The sequence below is a fragment of the Buttiauxella selenatireducens genome, from assembly GCF_031432975.1.
Classification (GTDB): Bacteria; Pseudomonadota; Gammaproteobacteria; order Enterobacterales; family Enterobacteriaceae; genus Buttiauxella; species Buttiauxella selenatireducens.
Genome location: NZ_CP133838.1, coordinates 1617043 through 1635673 on the forward strand (window position 1 = coordinate 1617043; position 18631 = coordinate 1635673).

An 18631-nucleotide genomic window follows, 5' to 3' on the forward strand; every position below is an offset into this window, starting at 1 on the left:
TGAATTATTTTGGGTATAACAAGATGCTGTTTTACAGGTATAAAAAAAGCGGCCCGAGGGCCGCTTTTCAAAAGGATAATCTTCGCTTAGTTCAGGCGTACCGGCATACCGGAACGGTTCTGAATAGCTTGATCCAATACGGTGCTGTCAACGTCTGGCTGAGCAGTGATTGCCGTCACGTTGTTTTTCAGCGTGATTGGAACAATTTCACGAGAGTTAAACTGCGCTTCGGTCGTAGACAGTGGGTTATGCACTTCAATGTAGCGCGTACCATCTGGCTCAACGGTGGCTTTAACCGGCTCGTTGATGAACTGAACACGAGTACCGACCGGCACTTTTTCGAACAGGAACTTAATGTCTTCGTTACGCAGACGCACACAACCGTGGCTCACGCGCAGGCCGATACCAAAGTTCGCATTGGTGCCGTGAATCGCGTACAGACGACCAATATACAGCGCATACAGACCCATAGGATTGTCCGGGCCTGCTGGAACAACGGCTGGCAGTGGCGTACCGGCAGCAATATATTCCGCATGCATTTTCGCCGTTGGCGTCCAGGTTGGGCCTGCTTTCTTACGTTCTACTTTTGTCGTCCAGTTCATTGGGGTGTCTTTACCCAACTGGCCGATACCGATTGGCAGCACGATAACCGTGTTGGTGCCAGCAGGGTAATAGTAGAGACGCATCTCAGCACTGTTGATGACAATACCTTCATGAACGGTGTCCGGCAGAATCAACTGCTGAGGAATGTTCAGGATAGTGCCAGCTTTTGGCAAGTACGGGTCAACCCCAGGGTTGGCTTCCAACATGTTGGAAAGACCCATCTGGTAACGTGCGGCGAATTCTTCCAGCGGTGCGGTGCTACCTTCAGGAATGGTGACAACCTGGTTTTGACCAATCAAGCGGCTGCCATCAGTAGGCAGAGGATAGGTCACGGCAGAAGCTGTTTTGCTAAAAGACACGACAGCCACAAATGCCAGTAAAATAGTGCGTAGTTTCATATTCATGGTATGCGAAGTATTTATGGCCATGCAGGCTAGTTAGTGAAGAAACGGAGCGGTTTAGCCGCGCATTATATGTGCATTCGCTCGACCTGGGAAATCAGATGTGGATTAAATCACATTTTTTTCCATATTGATTATTTTGTGACCAATGCATAAGCAGAGCGATCTGCACGTTGAGTTATGGCATAATGTGCCCGATCTCACATCTTAAATAATTCTTTTACCAGGACATCTCTGTGCTAGTTTCCAGTAACGTCACAATGCAGTTCGGCAGTAAGCCGCTGTTTGAAAATATTTCTGTCAAATTTGGCGGCGGCAACCGTTACGGCTTGATCGGCGCCAACGGTAGCGGCAAGTCTACCTTTATGAAGATCCTCGGTGGCGATTTAGAGCCAACGCTTGGCAACGTATCGCTCGATCCGAACGAGCGCATCGGTAAACTGCGCCAGGATCAGTTCGCCTTTGAAAAATTCACCGTACTCGACACGGTGATCATGGGCCACGCAGAACTCTGGGAAGTGAAAGAAGAGCGCGACCGCATTTATGCGCTGCCAGAGATGAGCGAAGAAGATGGCTACAAAGTTGCTGATCTGGAAGTTCTGTACGGCGAAATGGATGGTTATACCGCTGAAGCACGCGCGGGCGAACTGCTCTTAGGCGTCGGTATTCCTGTAGAACAGCATTACGGCCCGATGAGCGAAGTCGCTCCAGGCTGGAAACTCCGCGTATTGCTGGCGCAGGCGCTGTTCTCAAACCCTGATATTCTGCTGCTCGATGAACCGACGAACAACCTGGACATCGACACCATCCGTTGGCTGGAAACTGTGCTCAACGAGCGCAACAGCACCATGATCATCATCTCGCACGACCGTCACTTCCTGAACATGGTTTGTACGCACATGGCGGATCTGGATTACGGCGAACTGCGCGTGTATCCAGGTAACTACGATGAATACATGACGGCTGCGACTCAGGCACGTGAGCGTCTGTTGTCTGACAACGCGAAGAAAAAAGCGCAAATTGCTGACCTGCAATCCTTCGTTAGCCGCTTTAGCGCCAACGCATCGAAATCTCGCCAGGCGACTTCTCGTGCTCGCCAGATTGATAAAATCAAGCTTGATGAAGTGAAAGCATCAAGCCGTCAGAACCCGTTCATTCGCTTCGAGCAAGACAAGAAACTGTTCCGTAATGCTCTGGAAGTTGAAGGCCTGGCGAAAGGTTTTGATGACGGCCCGCTGTTCAAAGGCGTCAACATGCTGCTGGAAGTGGGTGAAAAGCTCGCTATCCTCGGGACGAACGGCGTGGGTAAATCTACCCTGCTTAAAACGCTGGTGGGCGAACATACTCCAGATGCTGGTACGGTGAAATGGTCTGAGAACGTACAGATCGGTTACTACGCGCAGGATCACGAGTACGAGTTTGAAAACAATCTGACCGTGTTCGACTGGATGAGCCAGTGGATGCAAGAAGGTGACGACGAGCAAGCGGTGCGCAGCATCCTGGGTCGTTTGCTGTTCAGCCAGGACGATATTAAAAAGCCTGCGAAGGTGCTGTCCGGTGGTGAAAAGGGCCGTATGTTGTTTGGGAAGTTAATGATGGAGCGTCCAAACGTTCTGGTCATGGATGAACCAACAAACCACCTGGATATGGAGTCTATCGAGTCGCTGAACATGGCGCTGGAAATGTACCCTGGTACGTTGATCTTCGTTTCTCACGACCGTGAATTTGTAAGCTCGCTGGCTACGCGTGTGATTGAGATTACGCCTGAGCGCGTGATTGACTTTACCGGTGGGTATGAAGATTACCTGCGTAGTAAAGGCATTGACGGTTAAGTTTTAGAAAACCCCTCACCCCGGCCCTCTCCCTCAAGGGAGAGGGAGAAAACCGTCGATCCCCTCTCCTGGGGGAGAGGGTTAGGGTGAGGGCAAAACTTTGACTACAACACGAAGCTATCCTGCTCTTTCCCATCAACGACCAAACGGCGTTTTTCCCCTGCAGGCAGCGTCAACTTCATCTCTTTCCAGGCCGGTAGATAATCACCTTTACGGCTAAACACCACCTGAACTTCCTCCGCCGTGCAGCGAATTTCCCAGTTCAGCCACAGCGCGTTGCCTTGCTGGTATCCCCATGATTCGCCGTCATCTTCAAACAGACTACCGTGTGAAACGCCAGTTCCTTGCAGCGGATACACCTTCAGCTCGCGCACACTATCCGCTTTTGCATCCACATGTGTAATGCGCGCACTGTGCGGCAGGGCTGCACCTGCGCGTACCAGTAGCGGCAAGCGCTCCAGTGGCGCATCAACCACAATCGTCTGGCCGCCGCTATACCATTGGCCGGTGTAGTAGTCGTACCAACCCGCGCCGTTTTCAGGCAGCCACACTTCACGCTGACGTTGACCTTCTTCGACCACACTTGCGACCAGCAAATCGCGGCCCAGCATGAAGTCGTCGCACTCCTCGAACGTTTTTTCGTCGTGCTCATGATCGAGGAAAGTGGAGCGCAGCATCGGTTCATCATCCGCATGCGCCTGCCACAACAGAGTGTAGAAATACGGCAGCAGGCGATAGCGTGTTTCAATCGCGCTGCGAATAGCGGGAGTCACACTTGCGTACATCCACGGTTCATTCACCGTCTGATCGTCGTTCCATGAATGGATAGTGAAACGCGGATGCATCACGCCGTTTTGTACCCAGCGCACAAACAGTTCGGCATCCGGTTTATCGCCAGAGAAACCGCCGACATCGTGCCCCACGTTATACAAACCAGACAAGCTCATGCCCACGCCCATGCGGGTGTTGTAGCGCAGAGTATTCCAGTTGGTACGGTTATCGCCGCTCCAGGTCTGCACATAACGCTGCATCCCGGCGCAACCGGAACGAGAAATCAGATACGGGCGTTTTTCTGGCGCAAAGGTTTGCTGGGCTTCGAGCGAGGCACGCATCATCAGCAGCGGCATCACCGGGCGGATATTTTTAATGGCAATCTCTTCGCCAAAACCGTGGCAGCGCGCTTCACCATCCCACACTTCAAACTCGTTATTGTCATTCCACGTTGAGCCGATGCCCATCTCCAGCAACTGCGTGGTGACGCCATTTTTCCACCATTTCACCGTTTCAGGATTGGTGAAATCAAGATGCGAACCTTCATCATCCCAGAAGCTGGAACGCTCTGGACTGTCTTGCTCGGAATCCTTAATAAACAGCCCGTTCTCTGCCACTTCTGAATAGCGCGGATGATCCTGCAACAGGCACGGCTTGATATTTGCCGCCAGTTTGATCCCGGCATCAAGGAACGCCTGGCTCATCACCTTCGGCTGCGGCACTTTGTCGTAGTTCCAGTTAAACACGTAACGCTTGTTGTTAATCGACGTGTAACCCGATGAAAGTTGGAACGAATCGCAAGGAATTGCATGTTCGTTGCACAGACGAATAAAACTCATCAGCTGGTTTTGCGCATCCGGTGCATCGGTGTAATGCATGGTTGAACCGCTGTAACCGAGGCTCCATTTCGGGCCAAACAGCGTTTTACCGGTCAAACGCACAAACGCTTTGGTAACGTCTAAAACCTGAGGGCCGAGGAATAAGTAGTAATCGACGTCGCCAGATTCTGCCTGCCAGCGGCGATAGGGCAGGTGATAGTTGTCAATTTCGTTGCCTAAATCCAGCCAGCAGTTGCTCAGGTTGTCGTAAAACATCCCGAAACTCACATCCGGACGGCGCGTAATGGTGAATGGAATATGCTTGTACAGCGGGTCAGTAGACTGTGCGTTGTAGCCCATCGCATCCAGATTACGCATTTCATAGCGCTTACCGGTACGCTGAAGTGGGCCCGCTTTCTCGCCCAGGCCGTAATAACGTTCATCTTTATATCGACGCTGATAATGCGCGACGCCATCTCCATGGGCATTCAACAGATAAGCGCTGGTTGGGCGGTCACTTGCCAGCAATTGCCACTCAGAAGCCTCATTGAGATATTCCCACTCCAGCCACAGCGGCTGGTGGACGGTCACGCGCAGCTTATCGGTGCTGATGCGCAGGGTTTCATCAAGCTCTTCTACCGTGAAACCTGGCAGGGTGAAACCTTGCAGACTTTCGCGGTCGCGGCCTTCCCATGGCACATCATTTTCTGGTGCGATACTCCAGGTGCGGTTTAACGCCAGTTTGTTTTCGCGTTTAATCAGTACGCGGAACATGCCTTGCTCCAGCACGAACACATTCAGGCGATGTTTCCCATCCACGCTTAACTCAACGTGGTTGGCATCAGATTTTAGCAGTGTCCAACTTTTCAGGGTTTTCATCGTTCACAATCCATCTATCAGGCGCGCTTAGTGCGGCGTTCAGCAATAAAAGAAACCAGGAATACAGCGCCAATCAGGTCAAAGAAGCCCATGGCGATAAACAGGGGGTTGTAGCCAATTTTGTCGGCGGTGACGCCAATCAACAGTGAGAACAAGAAGCTGGCTATCCAGGCTGCGGAACCACGCATACCGTTAACTGTCGCCATCTGGCCTTTATCGAATGAGTCCACAACCAGAGCACTCAACATGCAGGAGATAATCTGGTGCCCGAAGCCACCAACAGAAATCAGCGCAATGGTGACGTACGGATCTTTGGTGATGGCAACCAGCGCCAGGGAAATCATCAGGAAAGCCCCCGTCACTGAACTTGCCACGATGGAGTTGGTACGTGAGCAGCCAAACCAGCGGGTATAAACCTTAGTCAGATAGCCACTTGCTACGCTGCCGAGGTCGGCGGCGAGGAACGGCAGCCAGGCGAACATGGCAATTTGTTTGAGATCCATTCCGCGTTCATTTGCCAGGTACAGCGGAACCCAGAAGCTCAGCACCGCCCAGGCCGGCTCGGCCATAAAAGCCGGAATAGCGATACCGTAGAAACGCTTGTTTTTACCGACGGTTTTCAGTGCAGTCAGGAAAGGCAGTTTCACCGCAGCAGGCTCGTTATCCTGTTTGATGAAATCCAATTCTTCTTTGCTGAGGTTCGGGTGTTGTTCCGGGTTGTGATAGAACACCCACCACAAAATGACCCATAACATGGCCAGCACACCGGTAAACATGAACGCGCCCTGCCAGCCGAAGGAGGCATGAGCGAAATAGACGATTGGCGGTGCGAGCATGGCACCAATCGAGAAGCCAACGCCAGCCCAGCCTGCGGCAATAGGGCGTTCTTTTTTCGGGAACCATTCACCAATCGTTTTGGCGTTAGCGGGGGTTGCTGCGGCTTCCGCGCCACCCATAAAGAAGCGCAAAATAGCCAAATGCAGCCAGCTACCGGCTCCAGCGTGCATGACACACACCACCGCCCAGATCCCTGCGCAAATCAGGAAGCCCAGCTTGAGGCCAATCACATCAATCAGCCAGCCGCAAATCGGTTGGAAGAGGGTATAGGCAAGCTGGAATGAGGCGACAATCCATGAATATTGTTCAGTGGTAATACCCAGACTGGATTTAAGCTCCGGGGCCAAAATACCTAACGAGTTGCGGGTAATGTAGTTAACAGTAACGCCTAGTAAGAACAGCACCAGAACCCACCAACGCAGGTTACGGACGGTGCGTTTGGCCTTAACGGCGGTCACACCAGGATTTATGCCATGACTCATTTCGTTCTCCACGTATTCTACCCGTCATACTTCAAGTTGCTGATGCGTTGGCTTCTTCCGCGCGCCCTGGTCACATAGTTAGCTATGCTCCCAGGGACTTACGGCTTTGCCGCCTGCCCGCAACTCGAATTATTTAGGGTAAATCGAATAATTTAAAAGTTTAAAAAATACTTATGCTTTTGATTAATAATTATTTTATTGGTTTGTCGCCGCGAAATGGCAGGTTCAGATACGGCGATGGAAAGAGCGTAAAACAGTCAGAAAATGCCAGGTAGCGACTTTGGTGAAAAAATTTTCATATGTAAGCGAAAATCGTGCGTTCGATAACGAAAACCTCAGCCATTAAGCCATACACTTCGCTATGAAAATTTTTTCATGGTCGAAATGGGCGCAGATCACAAAATGAGTAAAAAGCTAAAAATCGCCGAAATTGCTGCCGAAACAGGGCTTTCAATCAGCACGGTTTCACGTGTGCTGGCGGGAAAATCGAACACCAGCGAACACGCCAGGCTGCAGGTTCTGAATTGCGCCGGGCAAAAAGGGGTGCTTGAGGGTATGGCAGCCGGGCGCATGCTGCTTAATAGTTTGGTCGTTTTTGCTCCTCAACGCGCTTTTGATGAGCGGTCTGATGTCTTTTATTATCGTGTGATTCAGGGGTTGACCAAGGCGCTCTTACCCCATGAAGTTCGGCTGCGTTACTGTGCGCTCGAAGAGAACGACAGTGACGCAAATATGTTCCTGAACAAAATGAATGAGGTGGAAACGGAAGCCGCGATCTTGCTGGGCATTGACGATCCCCATATTCACGATCTGGCGGTGAATCTCGGTAAACCTTGCGTGTTGATTAACTGTCGGGATCGCAAAATGCGCCTGCCAGGTGTTGCGCCGGATCATCAGTTAATTGGCGACTTTGCCGCGAGTTATCTGTTTGAGCAGGGCCATAAATCAGTGGTCACATTACTGTGCTTACGGCGTTACACCATGGAGTTGCGTCTTGCAGGGATACGCGATGCCTGGGACGCCAATAATCTGCAATTTGATGACTCGCGCCATCTGATTACTGCGCAAAGTTTTAGCGCCAAAGAAAGTGAAAAATTAATCAGCGATTTTCTGGCTGCAACTCCCCGTCATTTGTTGCCAACAGCGTTGCTGGTGGGAGGGGATTTTATGGCGGCGGGGGCGGTAAGCGCGCTGCAAAATGCAGGATTGCGTGTGCCGCATGATATTTCAGTCATGAGCATCGACGGCTTTAACCTGGCGGCGATCCACGATGTACCGCTGACATCGGTGCATGTTCCACGTGACCAGTTGGGCGAAGAAGCGGTGCATATTCTCCAGCAACGCTTAATCCGCCCGGATGCGCCTGTCGGGAACTTACTGCTAAACGGTACGCTGATGGTGCGTGATTCAGTGCGCCGTATTCGCCCAAACAAAAGCCATACGGCGGTCAGTAGCGTGGGGCTTTACGACGAGTGAGATCCGCATACTTCACATTGCGGATTGCGCGGCAGTTTCATCTCGCGGAACTGGCAGGTCATCGCATCGTACATGACGATTTTGCCCGCGGCGGGCGTGCCGTAATGTGCCAGCAGTTTGATGGCTTCCATCGCCTGCAATGAACCGATTACACCGACTAACGGTGCCATGACGCCGGCCTCCACGCAGGTCAGCGCGTTTTCACCGAACAGACGGCTCAGGCAACGATAACAGGGTTCACCATCCTGATAAGTGAAAACGCTGATTTGCCCTTCCATACGAATCGCCGCGCCCGAAACCAGCGGTTTTTTCATCGTAAAGCAGCACTGATTGAGCTGGTTGCGGATCGCCACGTTATCGGTGCAATCCATCACCAGATCGTGGCGGGAGATAAGCTCCAGCAGTTGCGCCTCATCAAGTAGCGCATTGATCGTTTCAATCTGAATATGCGGATTGATCGCCGCCAACGCAGCTTTCGCTGAATCTACTTTCGGCTGCCCAACCGTGGCGTCATGGTGAAGTGTCTGGCGCTGCAAATTGGACAGCGCCACGGTATCAAAATCTAACAACGTAAGATGCCCGACACCCGCCGCAGCCAGATACGGCGCGGCTCCGCAACCGAGACCGCCGAGCCCAACAATCAAAACGCGCGCTGCCTTCAACGCTTCCTGGCCGTCAAAATCAAAACCGCGCAAAATAATCTGCCGGTTGTAGCGCAGCATTTCCTGATCGCTAAGTTCAGAGTGCATGGTTAGCCCCCAAACAGATGATTGAATGGCTCAACGTCGACCCAGTCACCCGCATCAACGTTACCGCGTTCGCGCTCCAGGACGATAAAACAGTTGGCCTGGCTAAATGAGCTGAAAATATGTGAACCCTGATGACCGGTGCTCAACACTTCTAATTGCCCATCAGCGCCAGTACGCATAATTCCACGCTGGAAATCGAGGCGGCCTGGGGATTTTTTCAGTCTGCCAACCGTACGCGCACGCTGACGTGGCGGCAGGGCATTACCTTGCTGGCCGCTTAATTTCGCTAATAACGGCTGAACCAGCTGATAGAAAGTCAGTGCCGCAGAAACCGGATTGCCCGGCAGGCCGCAGAACCAGCTATTGTTCAGACGCCCAAAAGCAAAGGGTTTACCCGGCTTGATTGCCAGTTTCCAGAAACCGACTTCTCCGAGTTCTTCCAGCAACTGTTTGGTGTAATCAGCCTCGCCAACGGAAACGCCGCCGCTGCTGATCACCACGTCGGCCTGACTGTCTGCCTCAACAAACGCAGCACGCAAGGCTTCAGGATCATCACGAATAATACCTAAGTCGATGACCTCACAACCCAACTGCTCGAGCATGATATGCACCGCCAGGCGGTTGGTATCGTAAATTTGCCCTTCGCCAAGCGGAGTGCCCGGCAGTTGCAGTTCATCACCCGTCGAAAATACCGCAGCGCGGACTTTGCGTAACACGGCGACGTCGGCGATGCCCAGTGAGGCAATCAGCGGCAACTCAGCGGCGGTGAGTTTTTTCCCGGCAGGTAACACGCTGGCACCCTGACGAATATCTTCCCCACGCAGACGCACGTTTTGCCCGTTTTTCACTGCTTCGTTAAAGCGTACGCCGCTTTCGGTGATGGTGGTTTCTTCCTGCATAACCACGGCATCAGTGCCTGCGGGTACAGGCGCGCCTGTCATGATGCGAATACAGGTTCCTTCGGGCCAAATTCCCGCGAAGGGTTGCCCGGCAAACGCTTTTCCCGCCACCGGCAGAGCCACACCCAGCGCTAAATCTTTCAGGCGAACCGCGTAACCATCCATTGCTGAATTATCAAAACCCGGGACATCGATCGGCGACGTGACAGGGTGCGACGTAATGCGCCCAGCAGCCTTCAGCAAAGGGATAGACTCAGATTCGGTGACAGGAACAATACGCGACAGCATCTGTTCCATTGCGGTTTCAAGCGGGATAAGTCCGGCGGTAAATTCCATGAAAAGCTCCAGCGGCGCGGGGAAAAAATATGTCGGACATTATGTCAGAGAAAAGTGCATCACAGAACGCTTCAATAGGGGTATTCAACTGCACCAATTTCCTTTACATCACATTTACATCTTTCTATATTCGAAAATCGTATCAATCCGTTTCAACTATTCTGATATTTATAGAGAAAGTGAAAACCGGAATTCCCTAACTCTCTGACAGGGCTACGTCGACATGCATAAAGCAGTAATCGCTATCCATGGTGGTGCGGGCGCTATCACTCGTGCGCAGCTCAGCCCCGAAAAAGAACGGCTTTATATTAACGCTCTATCGGAAATCGTCGAGGCAGGCCAGGCGTTGCTTGAAACCGGTGGCAGCGCACTGGATGCGGTGACCGAGGCGGTGCGCTTGCTCGAAGAATGCCCCTTGTTTAATGCCGGGATCGGCGCGGTGTTTACCCATGATGGCACGCACGAACTGGATGCCTGCGTGATGGACGGTAACACCCTGGAAGCGGGAGCGGTGGCGGGCGTTAGCCATATTCGTAATCCTATTCTTGCCGCCAGACTCGTTCTGGAACGCAGTCCACATGTGCTGTTAATCGGCCGTGGAGCAGAGAATTTTGCCCAGCAACAAGGGCTTGAACCTGTCTCACCCGATATTTTCTTCACTCAGGCTCGCTGGGATCAATTACAGCGAGCCCTGACAAATGACCACACCGTGCTTGATCACAATGGCGATGACCCCATCAATCCGGATACCAAATTTGGCACCGTCGGTGCCGTCGCGCTCGATCAATATGGCAATCTGGCGGCGGCAACGTCCACGGGCGGTATGACCAATAAAATGGCAGGACGGGTCGGTGATTCCCCCATTATTGGCGCCGGTTGTTATGCCAATAACGCCAACGTAGCGGTTTCTTGCACCGGTACGGGTGAAGTGTTTATGAGAACGCTCGCGGCATATGATATTGCGGCGTTGATGGAGTATGGCGGGCTGAGTCTGCAACAGGCCACGGAACGCGTGGTCATGGAAAAACTTCCGGTGCTGCAAGGCAGCGGAGGGGTCATTGCTATCGATTGCGAAGGCAATGTGGCCTTGCCTTTTAACAGCGAAGGGATGTACCGCGGCTACGGTTATGTCGGGGATGCCCCCAACGTCGGAATTTATAACAGCCAGGAGCATTGATGCCCCACAGTCATGAACTGCCCGGCGACGAGGTGCTGTCAGTTAGCGCTCTCAATGTTCTCTTTCGCCAGGAAAAAGTCGACACCCGGGCGGTGTCCGACCTGTCGTTTTCGCTAAAACGCGGCGAGACACTGGCGATTGTCGGGGAGTCAGGATCCGGGAAATCGGTCACTGCGCTGGCCTTAATGCGCTTGTTGGATAAGAACGCGAGCGTTGTTGACTGTGAGAAGATTTTGCTGCGCCGCCGCAACGGCCAGGTCATTGAACCCGCCTCGCTAAGTTCGTCGCAAATGCGCCATGTGCGTGGTGCGGATATTGCCATGATTTTCCAGGAGCCTATGACGTCGCTCAATCCGGTGTTTCCGGTGGGCGAACAAATTGCCGAATCTATCCGCTTACACCAAGGGCTGGATAAACAGGCGGCGATGGAGGAAGCGCGTCGCATGCTTGATCGCGTGCGTATTCCAGAAGCGAAAGCCATTTTGGGTCGTTATCCGCACCAGCTTTCTGGTGGCATGCGCCAACGTGTGATGATTGCTATGGCGCTCTCGTGTCGCCCGGCAGTGTTGATTGCCGATGAACCTACCACCGCGCTAGACGTGACGATTCAGGCGCAAATCCTCCAGCTTATCCGCGTGTTGCAAGATGAAATGCAAATGGGCGTGATTTTTATCACTCATGATATGGGCGTGGTGGCAGATATCGCCGACCGGGTGCTGGTGATGTATCGCGGCGAGGCGGTCGAAACCGGTCACGTTGAACAGATATTTAACACACCTGTTCATCCTTACACCAAAACGTTATTGGCTGCGGTACCGCGCCTTGGGTCGATGAATGGCCGTGACTTACCGCGCAAATTTCCCCTGGTGGACCCAAAGCATCCTGACCAACCTGAAGCCGAAACCGGACAAGATACGGTAGCGCCAGGTGCGGTGCCGGTGCTGCAAGTGCGTGACCTGGTGACGCGCTTTGATATTCGCAGCGGTATTTTTAACCGAGTCACCCGTCGGGTACACGCGGTTGAAAACGTGAGTTTTGATTTATGGCCCGGTGAAACGCTGGGGCTGGTGGGGGAGTCAGGAAGTGGCAAATCTACCACCGGGCGTGCGCTGCTGCGGTTGGTTGAAACGCAGGGTGGCAGCATTCACTTCAACGGCCAGCGTATCGACACGCTGTCAAATGCCGATATGCAGCACGTCCGCAAGGACATCCAGTTTATTTTCCAGGACCCGTATGCCTCGCTCGACCCGCGTTTGACCGTCGGTTTTTCGATTATGGAGCCGCTGCTGGTACATAACGTGATGTCCAAAGATCAGGCGCAACAACGGGTGGGCTGGTTACTGGAGCGAGTCGGTCTGCTGCCTGAACATGCGTGGCGTTACCCACATGAGTTTTCCGGTGGGCAGCGGCAGCGAATTTGCATTGCTCGTGCGCTGGCGCTCAATCCAAAAGTGGTGATTGCTGATGAGTCTGTTTCCGCATTGGATGTCTCGATCCGCGCGCAAATCATCAACTTACTGCTCGATCTCCAGCGCGAATTTGGCATCGCCTTTTTGTTTATTTCTCATGATATGGCGGTAGTTGAGCGTATTTGTCACCGCGTGGCGGTGATGTACCTCGGGCAAATTGTCGAAATCGGCCCCCGTCGCGCTGTGTTTGAAAACCCGCAACACCCGTATACCCGGAAATTAATGGCGGCTGTGCCGGTTGCTGATCCTGAGCATCGTCGGCCAAAACCCGTTTTGCTTTCTGATGATATCCCCAGCACCACGCATAAATTGGGGTATGAACCACACGTTACAACGCTTGTGAATGTCGGACCTGGGCACTTTGTGGCTCGGGCACAAAGATAATCATATTTTGGCCAAGGATAATCAGGAGAACACCATGACAGCAATAAAAAGTAAAAAGTGGCTGTTGGCGGCGGGTCTTGCCACCAGCGTCATTGCCTCACCGGCATTTGCCGCTAAAGATGTCGTCGTCGCTGTAGCATCCAATTTCACGACTCTTGACCCGTATGATGCCAACGACACGCTTTCACAAGCCGTGGCAAAGTCGTTTTATCAGGGGCTGTTTGGCCTCGATAAAGAGATGAAACTGCAAAACGTGCTGGCAGAAAGCTACACCGTTTCTGACGATGGCCTGGTCTACACCATCAAACTGCACCCGGGTGTGAAATTCCAGGATGGCACTGATTTCAACGCCGAGGCAGTAAAAGTCAACTTAGACCGTGCCAGCAATCCAGAAAACCACCTCAAACGCTACAACCTGTATAAAGCGATTGCGAAGACCGAGGCCGTTGACGCCAACACGGTGAAAATTACTCTCAAGCAGCCATTCTCAGCGTTTATCAATATTCTCGCCCATCCAGCAACGGCGATGATTTCGCCAGCGGCGCTGAAAAAATACGGTAAAGAGATTGGCTTCCATCCGGTCGGCACTGGCCCATATCAGCTAGACACCTGGAATCAAACCGACTTTGTGAAGGTGAAGAAATTCGACGGTTACTGGAAACAGGGGCTGCCTAAACTGGATACCATCACCTGGCGTCCGGTGGTGGATAACAACACCCGTGCGGCAATGCTGCAAACCGGTGAAGCGCAGTTTGCGTTCCCCATCCCTTACGAGCAGGCCAGCGTGCTGGAGAAAAACGACAAGCTGGAGCTGGTAGCATCGCCTTCCATCATGCAGCGTTACCTCAGCATGAACGTCACGCAAAAGCCGTTTGATAATCCGAAAGTCCGCGAGGCTATCAATTACGCTATCAACCGCCAGGCGTTGGTGAAAGTCGCATTCGCCGGTTACGCCACGCCAGCAGAAGGCGTTGTGCCGCCGTCTATCGACTTCGCGCAAAAGTACAAACCATGGCCCTATGACCCGGCAAAAGCGCGTGAGCTGTTAAAAGAAGCGGGCTATCCGAATGGTTTCGAAACCACGTTGTGGTCATCGCATAACCACAGTACCGCGCAGAAAGTCTTGCAGTTTACTCAGCAGCAACTGGCGCAGGTGGGCATCAAAGTGAAAGTGACGGCGATGGATGCCGGGCAACGTGCCGCTGAAGTCGAAGGTAAAGGGCAAAAAGAGAGTGGCGTGAGAATGTTCTACACCGGCTGGTCGGCGTCGACGGGTGAGGCGGATTGGGCTTTATCGCCGCTGTTTGCTTCAGCTAACTGGCCACCAACGCTGTTTAACACTGCTTTCTACAGCAATCCTCAGGTTGATAAAGATCTGGTTGAGGCGCTGAAAACCACTAACCGTGATGAAAAAGCGAAACTGTACAAAGACGCGCAGGACACTATCTGGAAAGAATCTCCTTGGGTGCCGTTGGTGGTCGAAAAACTGGTTTCCGCACACAGCAAAAGCCTCAGTGGTTTTTATGTGATGCCTGATGCCGGATTTAGTTTTGATGATGCGGATTTGAAGTAAGGTGGCGGTTTTTGCCCTTACCCCAGCCCTCACCCTAACCCTCTCCCTCAGGAGAGGGGACAAATCGGTGCGGTGTTTCTTTCCCCTTCTCCTTCTCCTTCTCCTGGGGGAGAAGGCTGGGATGAGGGCCTGCCATGTTTAACTATTTCCTCAAACGCCTGTTAGGCCTGATTCCCACACTGCTGATCGTTGCCGTGCTGGTATTCCTGTTCGTCCATATGCTACCGGGCGACCCGGCGCGTTTGATTGCCGGGCCGGACGCCGACGCCACGGTCATTGATATGGTGCGAAAACAGCTGGGGCTGGACTTGCCGCTGTGGCAGCAGTTTTTGCACTACATCTGCAACATTGTGCAGGGTGATTTTGGTACCTCGATGGTGTCGCGCCGTCCGGTATCTGAAGAGATAGCCAGCCGCTTCATGCCCACATTTTGGCTGACGCTGACCAGCATGAGCTGGGCGATGGTTTTTGGCCTGTTCACCGGCATTATTTCCGCAGTCTGGCGCAACCGTTGGCCGGACAGAGTGAGCATGACCATTGCAGTCTCCGGTATCTCTTTCCCGGCGTTCGCGCTGGGCATGTTGCTGATGCAGGTGTTTTCCGTGGAATTGGGCTGGCTGCCGACGGTGGGGGCGGATAGCTGGCAGCATTACATTCTGCCATCAGTCACACTAGGCGCGGCGGTCGCGGCAGTGATGGCGCGTTTTACTCGCGCCTCGTTTGTCGATGTACTGCAAGAAGATTACATGCGTACCGCACGTGCAAAAGGGGTGAGCGAAACGCTGATAGTGATCAAACACGGGCTGCGTAACGCGATGATCCCGGTGATCACCATGATGGGCTTGCAGTTCGGATTTTTGCTCGGTGGCTCCATCATTGTTGAAAAGGTCTTCAACTGGCCAGGGCTTGGGCGCTTGCTGGTGGATTCGGTCGAGATGCGTGACTACCCGGTGATTCAGGCGGAAGTGTTGCTGTTCTCGCTGGAATTTATTGTTATCAACTTAGTGGTGGATTTGCTCTACGCTGCCATTAACCCGGCTATCAGGTACAAGTAAGGATGCGACTCTTTAACTGGCGACGCCAGGCAGTACTGAATGCGATGCCGATGGTTCGGCCAAATCAGGTGCGTACCCCGTGGCACGAATTTTTGCGTCGCTTACGCAAACAACCGGTGGCGATGTTCGCAGGGACATTTGTGCTTTTCCTGATTGCCATCGCACTGATTGCACCGTGGATTTCGCCATTCGATGCGGAAAACTATTTTGATTACGACCGGCTCAATGATGGTCCGTCGATGCTGCACTGGTTTGGTGTGGATTCGTTAGGGCGTGATATTTTCAGCCGCGTGTTAGTGGGCGCGAAAATTTCGCTGGCGGCAGGGGTGTTCTCGGTACTTATTGGCGCGTTAATTGGCACCTTTTTCGGTTTGCTGGCCGGATACTTTGAAGGCTGGTGGGACCGCATCATTATGCGTATTTGCGATGTGTTGTTCGCCTTTCCGGGAATTTTGCTGGCGATTGCCGTGGTTGCGGTGATGGGCAGTGGGATGTCGAACGTGATTATCGCGGTCGCCATTTTTAGTATTCCCGCGTTTGCCCGGCTGGTGCGCGGCAACACGCTGGTGCTAAAACACCAAACGTTTATCGAGTCGGCCCGCAGTATTGGTGCATCAGATGCAACAATTATCTTCCGCCATATTCTGCCGGGGACGGTTTCATCGATAGTGGTCTATTTCACCATGCGCATCGGCACGTCGATTATTTCGGCCGCCAGCCTGTCGTTTTTGGGGCTAGGAGCACAACCACCAACGCCGGAGTGGGGCGCTATGCTCAACGAAGCCCGAGCGGACATGGTAATTGCACCCCATGTGGCCATTTTCCCAAGTCTGGCGATTTTCCTGACGGTGCTGGCGTTTAATTTACTGGGGGATGGGCTGCGGGACGCGTTGGATCCAAAGATAAAGGGTTGATTGCCCCTCACCCCGGCCCTCTCCCCCAGGAGAGGGAGAAAACGAAAAACCCCCTCTCCCAGAGGGAGAGGGGGAAAACAAGGCGAAAGTAGACTCGATCGATCCCCTCTCCCTGGGGGAGAGGGTTAGGGTGAGGGCGAAACCTAAACCACCGTTCCCCACAAATCATATTCGTCCGCGTTCTCAACTTTCACACGCACCACATCGCCCGGCTTCAGCTTGGTTTCGCCATTCAGGTAAACCGCGCCGTCGATTTCCGGAGCATCAGCCATGCTGCGGCCAATCGCGCCTTCTTCGTCAACTTCATCAACGATCACCAGAATTTCGCGGCCCACTTTCTCTTGCAGACGTTCAGCAGAAATTTGCTGTTGCAGCTGCATGAAACGGTTCCAGCGTTCTTCTTTCACCTCTTCCGGTACAGGATCTGCCAGTTCGTTGGCGGTCGCACCTTCAACCGGGCTGAACTTAAAGCAGCCCACGCGATCCAGACGCGCTTCTTTGAGGAAGTCGAGCAGCATCTGGAAATCTTCTTCGGTTTCGCCTGGGAAGCCGACAATGAAGGTTGAACGCAAAGTCAGGTCCGGGCAAATTTCACGCCATTGCTTAATGCGTTGTAACTGACGGTCAACACTGCCGGGGCGCTTCATCAGCTTCAGAATACGCGGGCTGGCGTGCTGCAAAGGAATATCCAGATAAGGCAGGATCTTACCTTCGGCCATCAATGGGATCACATCATCAACGTGCGGGTACGGGTAAACGTAGTGCAGACGAGTCCAGACGCCGAGTTTTGCCAGTTGTTCACACAGGCTCACCATGCTGGTTTTAACCGGCTCACCATTGTAGAAACCGGTACGATGCTTAACATCCACGCCGTAAGCCGAGGTATCCTGAGAGATAACCAGCAGCTCTTTAACACCCGCATCAACCAGGCGTTTTGCTTCAGACAGCACATCACCAATCGGGCGGCTATCGAGATCGCCACGCATTGAAGGAATGATGCAGAACGTACAACGGTGGTTGCAGCCTTCAGAAATTTTCAGATACGCATAATGACGCGGAGTCAGCTTAACGCCTTGTTCTGGCACGAGGCTCAGGAACGGATTGTGTTTTGGTTTTGGCACATAGTGGTGAACGTGCTGCAAAACTTGCTCGTAGCTATGTGGGCCAGTGATTTCCAGAACTTTAGGGTGCACTTCGCGGATTTGATCTTCTTTGGCCCCTAAACAGCCGGTCACAATCACTTTGCCATTTTCGTTCAGCGCTTCGCCGATCGCTTCGAGCGACTCTTGTACGGCGCTGTCGATAAAGCCACAGGTGTTAACGATAACCATATCGGCATCATCATAGCTAGGCACTACATCGTAACCTTCGGTGCGCAGCTCAGTCAGGATCCGTTCAGAATCAACGAGGTTTTTTGGGCAGCCGAGGGAGACAAAGCCAATACGGGGTTGTTGCATACAGGTCACGCTCACAAAGTAAACAGAAAATAAAAACCGGGCGATTCTACACGTGTTTGGCGTGAGGCTCTACTGGTTGTTTTTCCCGGAGCACAAGTTGAATTTTCGGAATCATTGAAGTGCCTTAGCTTTTGCTTACCAGGGAAGCAGGCTCTATTATCTTTGCGCTTCACAACATCGTAACGTCCCGCTTAAAGAGAGAACCGCATTATGCGCAAGATTTTAGCCCTTTCCGGGATGCTGACGGGTGCCTTGTTGGTATCAGCCTGTAATGTCATCCCAACACCGCTCAACACGCCACCGGCCTCTGCATTAAAGTTTGTTTGCGGCAGCAGCGATAAACTGGCGTTAGAGGGCGATTATGCCTGGCTCAACGGCAATCGCTACTCCTACCAAAATATGACCGGTGGTCAGGCATTTTACCGCTATCACAGCAGCAACTTCGGCCTGAAGAAAGTGGGGGAAAACCGCACGTTGATGATGGGCCTTGATGCCAAACCTTGCGTAGCGGTGAAATAG

The 18631-nt window shown here is 52.8% G+C and carries 14 protein-coding genes; 8 read left to right on the forward strand and 6 right to left on the reverse strand.

All coding sequences use genetic code 11. From position 1 onward, the window contains the following. Positions 1-86: 86 nt before the first annotated feature. Positions 87-1007, reverse strand: coding sequence for a L,D-transpeptidase LdtB (gene ldtB, locus RHD99_RS07525; protein WP_309878193.1), 921 nt, complete (start codon positions 1005-1007; stop codon positions 87-89). A 233-nt stretch (positions 1008-1240) separates the two neighbouring features. Here ldtB and RHD99_RS07530 point away from each other — a divergent pair, with 233 nt between their 5' ends. Then, positions 1241-2836, forward strand: a complete 1596-nt coding sequence (locus tag RHD99_RS07530) for an ABC-F family ATPase (RefSeq protein WP_183269916.1) — start codon at positions 1241-1243, stop codon at positions 2834-2836. Between the two features lie 104 nt (positions 2837-2940). Here the strand turns inward: RHD99_RS07530 and RHD99_RS07535 are convergent, their stop codons facing one another. Both RHD99_RS07535 and RHD99_RS07540 read right to left on the reverse strand, forming a co-directional pair. Further along, positions 2941-5304 carry a glycoside hydrolase family 31 protein gene (locus tag RHD99_RS07535; RefSeq protein WP_309878195.1) on the reverse strand — a complete coding sequence of 788 codons (2364 nt, stop codon included), beginning with the start codon at positions 5302-5304 and terminating at the stop codon, positions 2941-2943. Positions 5305-5321: 17 nt separating this feature from the next. Further along, positions 5322-6623: an MFS transporter gene (locus RHD99_RS07540; RefSeq protein ID WP_309878196.1), complete on the reverse strand. Its 1302-nt coding sequence runs from the start codon at positions 6621-6623 to the stop codon at positions 5322-5324. 402 nt (positions 6624-7025) lie between these two features. On the opposite strand from RHD99_RS07540, the gene RHD99_RS07545 reads away from it, so the two are divergent. Continuing rightward, complete coding sequence (locus tag RHD99_RS07545) at positions 7026-8099, forward strand: LacI family DNA-binding transcriptional regulator (protein WP_309878199.1); 1074 nt, start codon at positions 7026-7028, stop codon at positions 8097-8099. On the opposite strand, the gene moeB is transcribed toward RHD99_RS07545, so the two are convergent. Continuing rightward, positions 8087-8848, reverse strand: coding sequence for a molybdopterin-synthase adenylyltransferase MoeB (moeB, locus tag RHD99_RS07550; protein WP_309878200.1), 762 nt, complete (start codon positions 8846-8848; stop codon positions 8087-8089). The genes RHD99_RS07545 and moeB overlap by 13 nt on opposite strands. A gap of 2 nt (positions 8849-8850) precedes the next feature. Next, positions 8851-10083 (reverse strand): molybdopterin molybdotransferase MoeA, encoded by a 1233-nt coding sequence (moeA, locus tag RHD99_RS07555; RefSeq protein WP_309878202.1) that lies wholly within the window; start codon positions 10081-10083, stop codon positions 8851-8853. A gap of 223 nt (positions 10084-10306) precedes the next feature. Here moeA and iaaA point away from each other — a divergent pair, with 223 nt between their 5' ends. The 5 genes from iaaA (at position 10307) to gsiD (ending at position 16655) form a co-directional block, all read left to right on the forward strand. Continuing rightward, complete coding sequence (gene iaaA / locus RHD99_RS07560; protein ID WP_309878204.1) at positions 10307-11260, forward strand: beta-aspartyl-peptidase; 954 nt, start codon at positions 10307-10309, stop codon at positions 11258-11260. Continuing rightward, the gene (gene gsiA, locus RHD99_RS07565) at positions 11260-13113 is read left to right on the forward strand and encodes a glutathione ABC transporter ATP-binding protein GsiA (RefSeq protein WP_309878205.1); all 1854 of its coding nucleotides are present in this window, start codon (positions 11260-11262) and stop codon (positions 13111-13113) included. Before iaaA ends, gsiA begins: the two co-directional genes overlap by 1 nt. A gap of 34 nt (positions 13114-13147) precedes the next feature. Next, a complete protein-coding gene (gsiB, locus tag RHD99_RS07570; RefSeq protein ID WP_183269908.1) occupies positions 13148-14686 on the forward strand; it encodes a glutathione ABC transporter substrate-binding protein GsiB in 1539 nt (512 codons plus the stop codon). Between the two features lie 134 nt (positions 14687-14820). Continuing rightward, on the forward strand, positions 14821-15741 hold the full coding sequence (gene gsiC, locus RHD99_RS07575) for a glutathione ABC transporter permease GsiC (protein WP_183269907.1): 921 nt from the start codon (positions 14821-14823) through the stop codon (positions 15739-15741). Positions 15742-15743: 2 nt separating this feature from the next. Beyond that, positions 15744-16655, forward strand: a complete 912-nt coding sequence (gene gsiD, locus RHD99_RS07580; protein ID WP_183269906.1) for a glutathione ABC transporter permease GsiD — start codon at positions 15744-15746, stop codon at positions 16653-16655. 143 nt (positions 16656-16798) lie between these two features. Here gsiD and rimO read toward each other — a convergent pair whose 3' ends face one another. Beyond that, positions 16799-18112 (reverse strand): 30S ribosomal protein S12 methylthiotransferase RimO, encoded by a 1314-nt coding sequence (gene rimO / locus RHD99_RS07585; protein ID WP_183269905.1) that lies wholly within the window; start codon positions 18110-18112, stop codon positions 16799-16801. A gap of 210 nt (positions 18113-18322) precedes the next feature. Here rimO and RHD99_RS07590 point away from each other — a divergent pair, with 210 nt between their 5' ends. Next, positions 18323-18631, forward strand: coding sequence for a hypothetical protein (locus RHD99_RS07590; RefSeq protein ID WP_309878208.1), 309 nt, complete (start codon positions 18323-18325; stop codon positions 18629-18631).

Coding starts and splice junctions, on each gene's coding strand:
- ldtB (WP_309878193.1), bottom strand. CDS start 1,007: ATGAATATGAAACTACGCACTATTTTACTGGCATTTGTGGCTGTCGTG.
- RHD99_RS07535 (WP_309878195.1), bottom strand. CDS start 5,304: ATGAAAACCCTGAAAAGTTGGACACTGCTAAAATCTGATGCCAACCAC.
- RHD99_RS07540 (WP_309878196.1), bottom strand. CDS start 6,623: ATGAGTCATGGCATAAATCCTGGTGTGACCGCCGTTAAGGCCAAACGC.
- RHD99_RS07545 (WP_309878199.1), top strand. CDS start 7,026: ATGAGTAAAAAGCTAAAAATCGCCGAAATTGCTGCCGAAACAGGGCTT.
- moeB (WP_309878200.1), bottom strand. CDS start 8,848: ATGCACTCTGAACTTAGCGATCAGGAAATGCTGCGCTACAACCGGCAG.
- moeA (WP_309878202.1), bottom strand. CDS start 10,083: ATGGAATTTACCGCCGGACTTATCCCGCTTGAAACCGCAATGGAACAG.
- iaaA (WP_309878204.1), top strand. CDS start 10,307: ATGCATAAAGCAGTAATCGCTATCCATGGTGGTGCGGGCGCTATCACT.
- gsiA (WP_309878205.1), top strand. CDS start 11,260: ATGCCCCACAGTCATGAACTGCCCGGCGACGAGGTGCTGTCAGTTAGC.
- gsiB (WP_183269908.1), top strand. CDS start 13,148: ATGACAGCAATAAAAAGTAAAAAGTGGCTGTTGGCGGCGGGTCTTGCC.
- gsiC (WP_183269907.1), top strand. CDS start 14,821: ATGTTTAACTATTTCCTCAAACGCCTGTTAGGCCTGATTCCCACACTG.
- gsiD (WP_183269906.1), top strand. CDS start 15,744: ATGCGACTCTTTAACTGGCGACGCCAGGCAGTACTGAATGCGATGCCG.
- rimO (WP_183269905.1), bottom strand. CDS start 18,112: ATGCAACAACCCCGTATTGGCTTTGTCTCCCTCGGCTGCCCAAAAAAC.
- RHD99_RS07590 (WP_309878208.1), top strand. CDS start 18,323: ATGCGCAAGATTTTAGCCCTTTCCGGGATGCTGACGGGTGCCTTGTTG.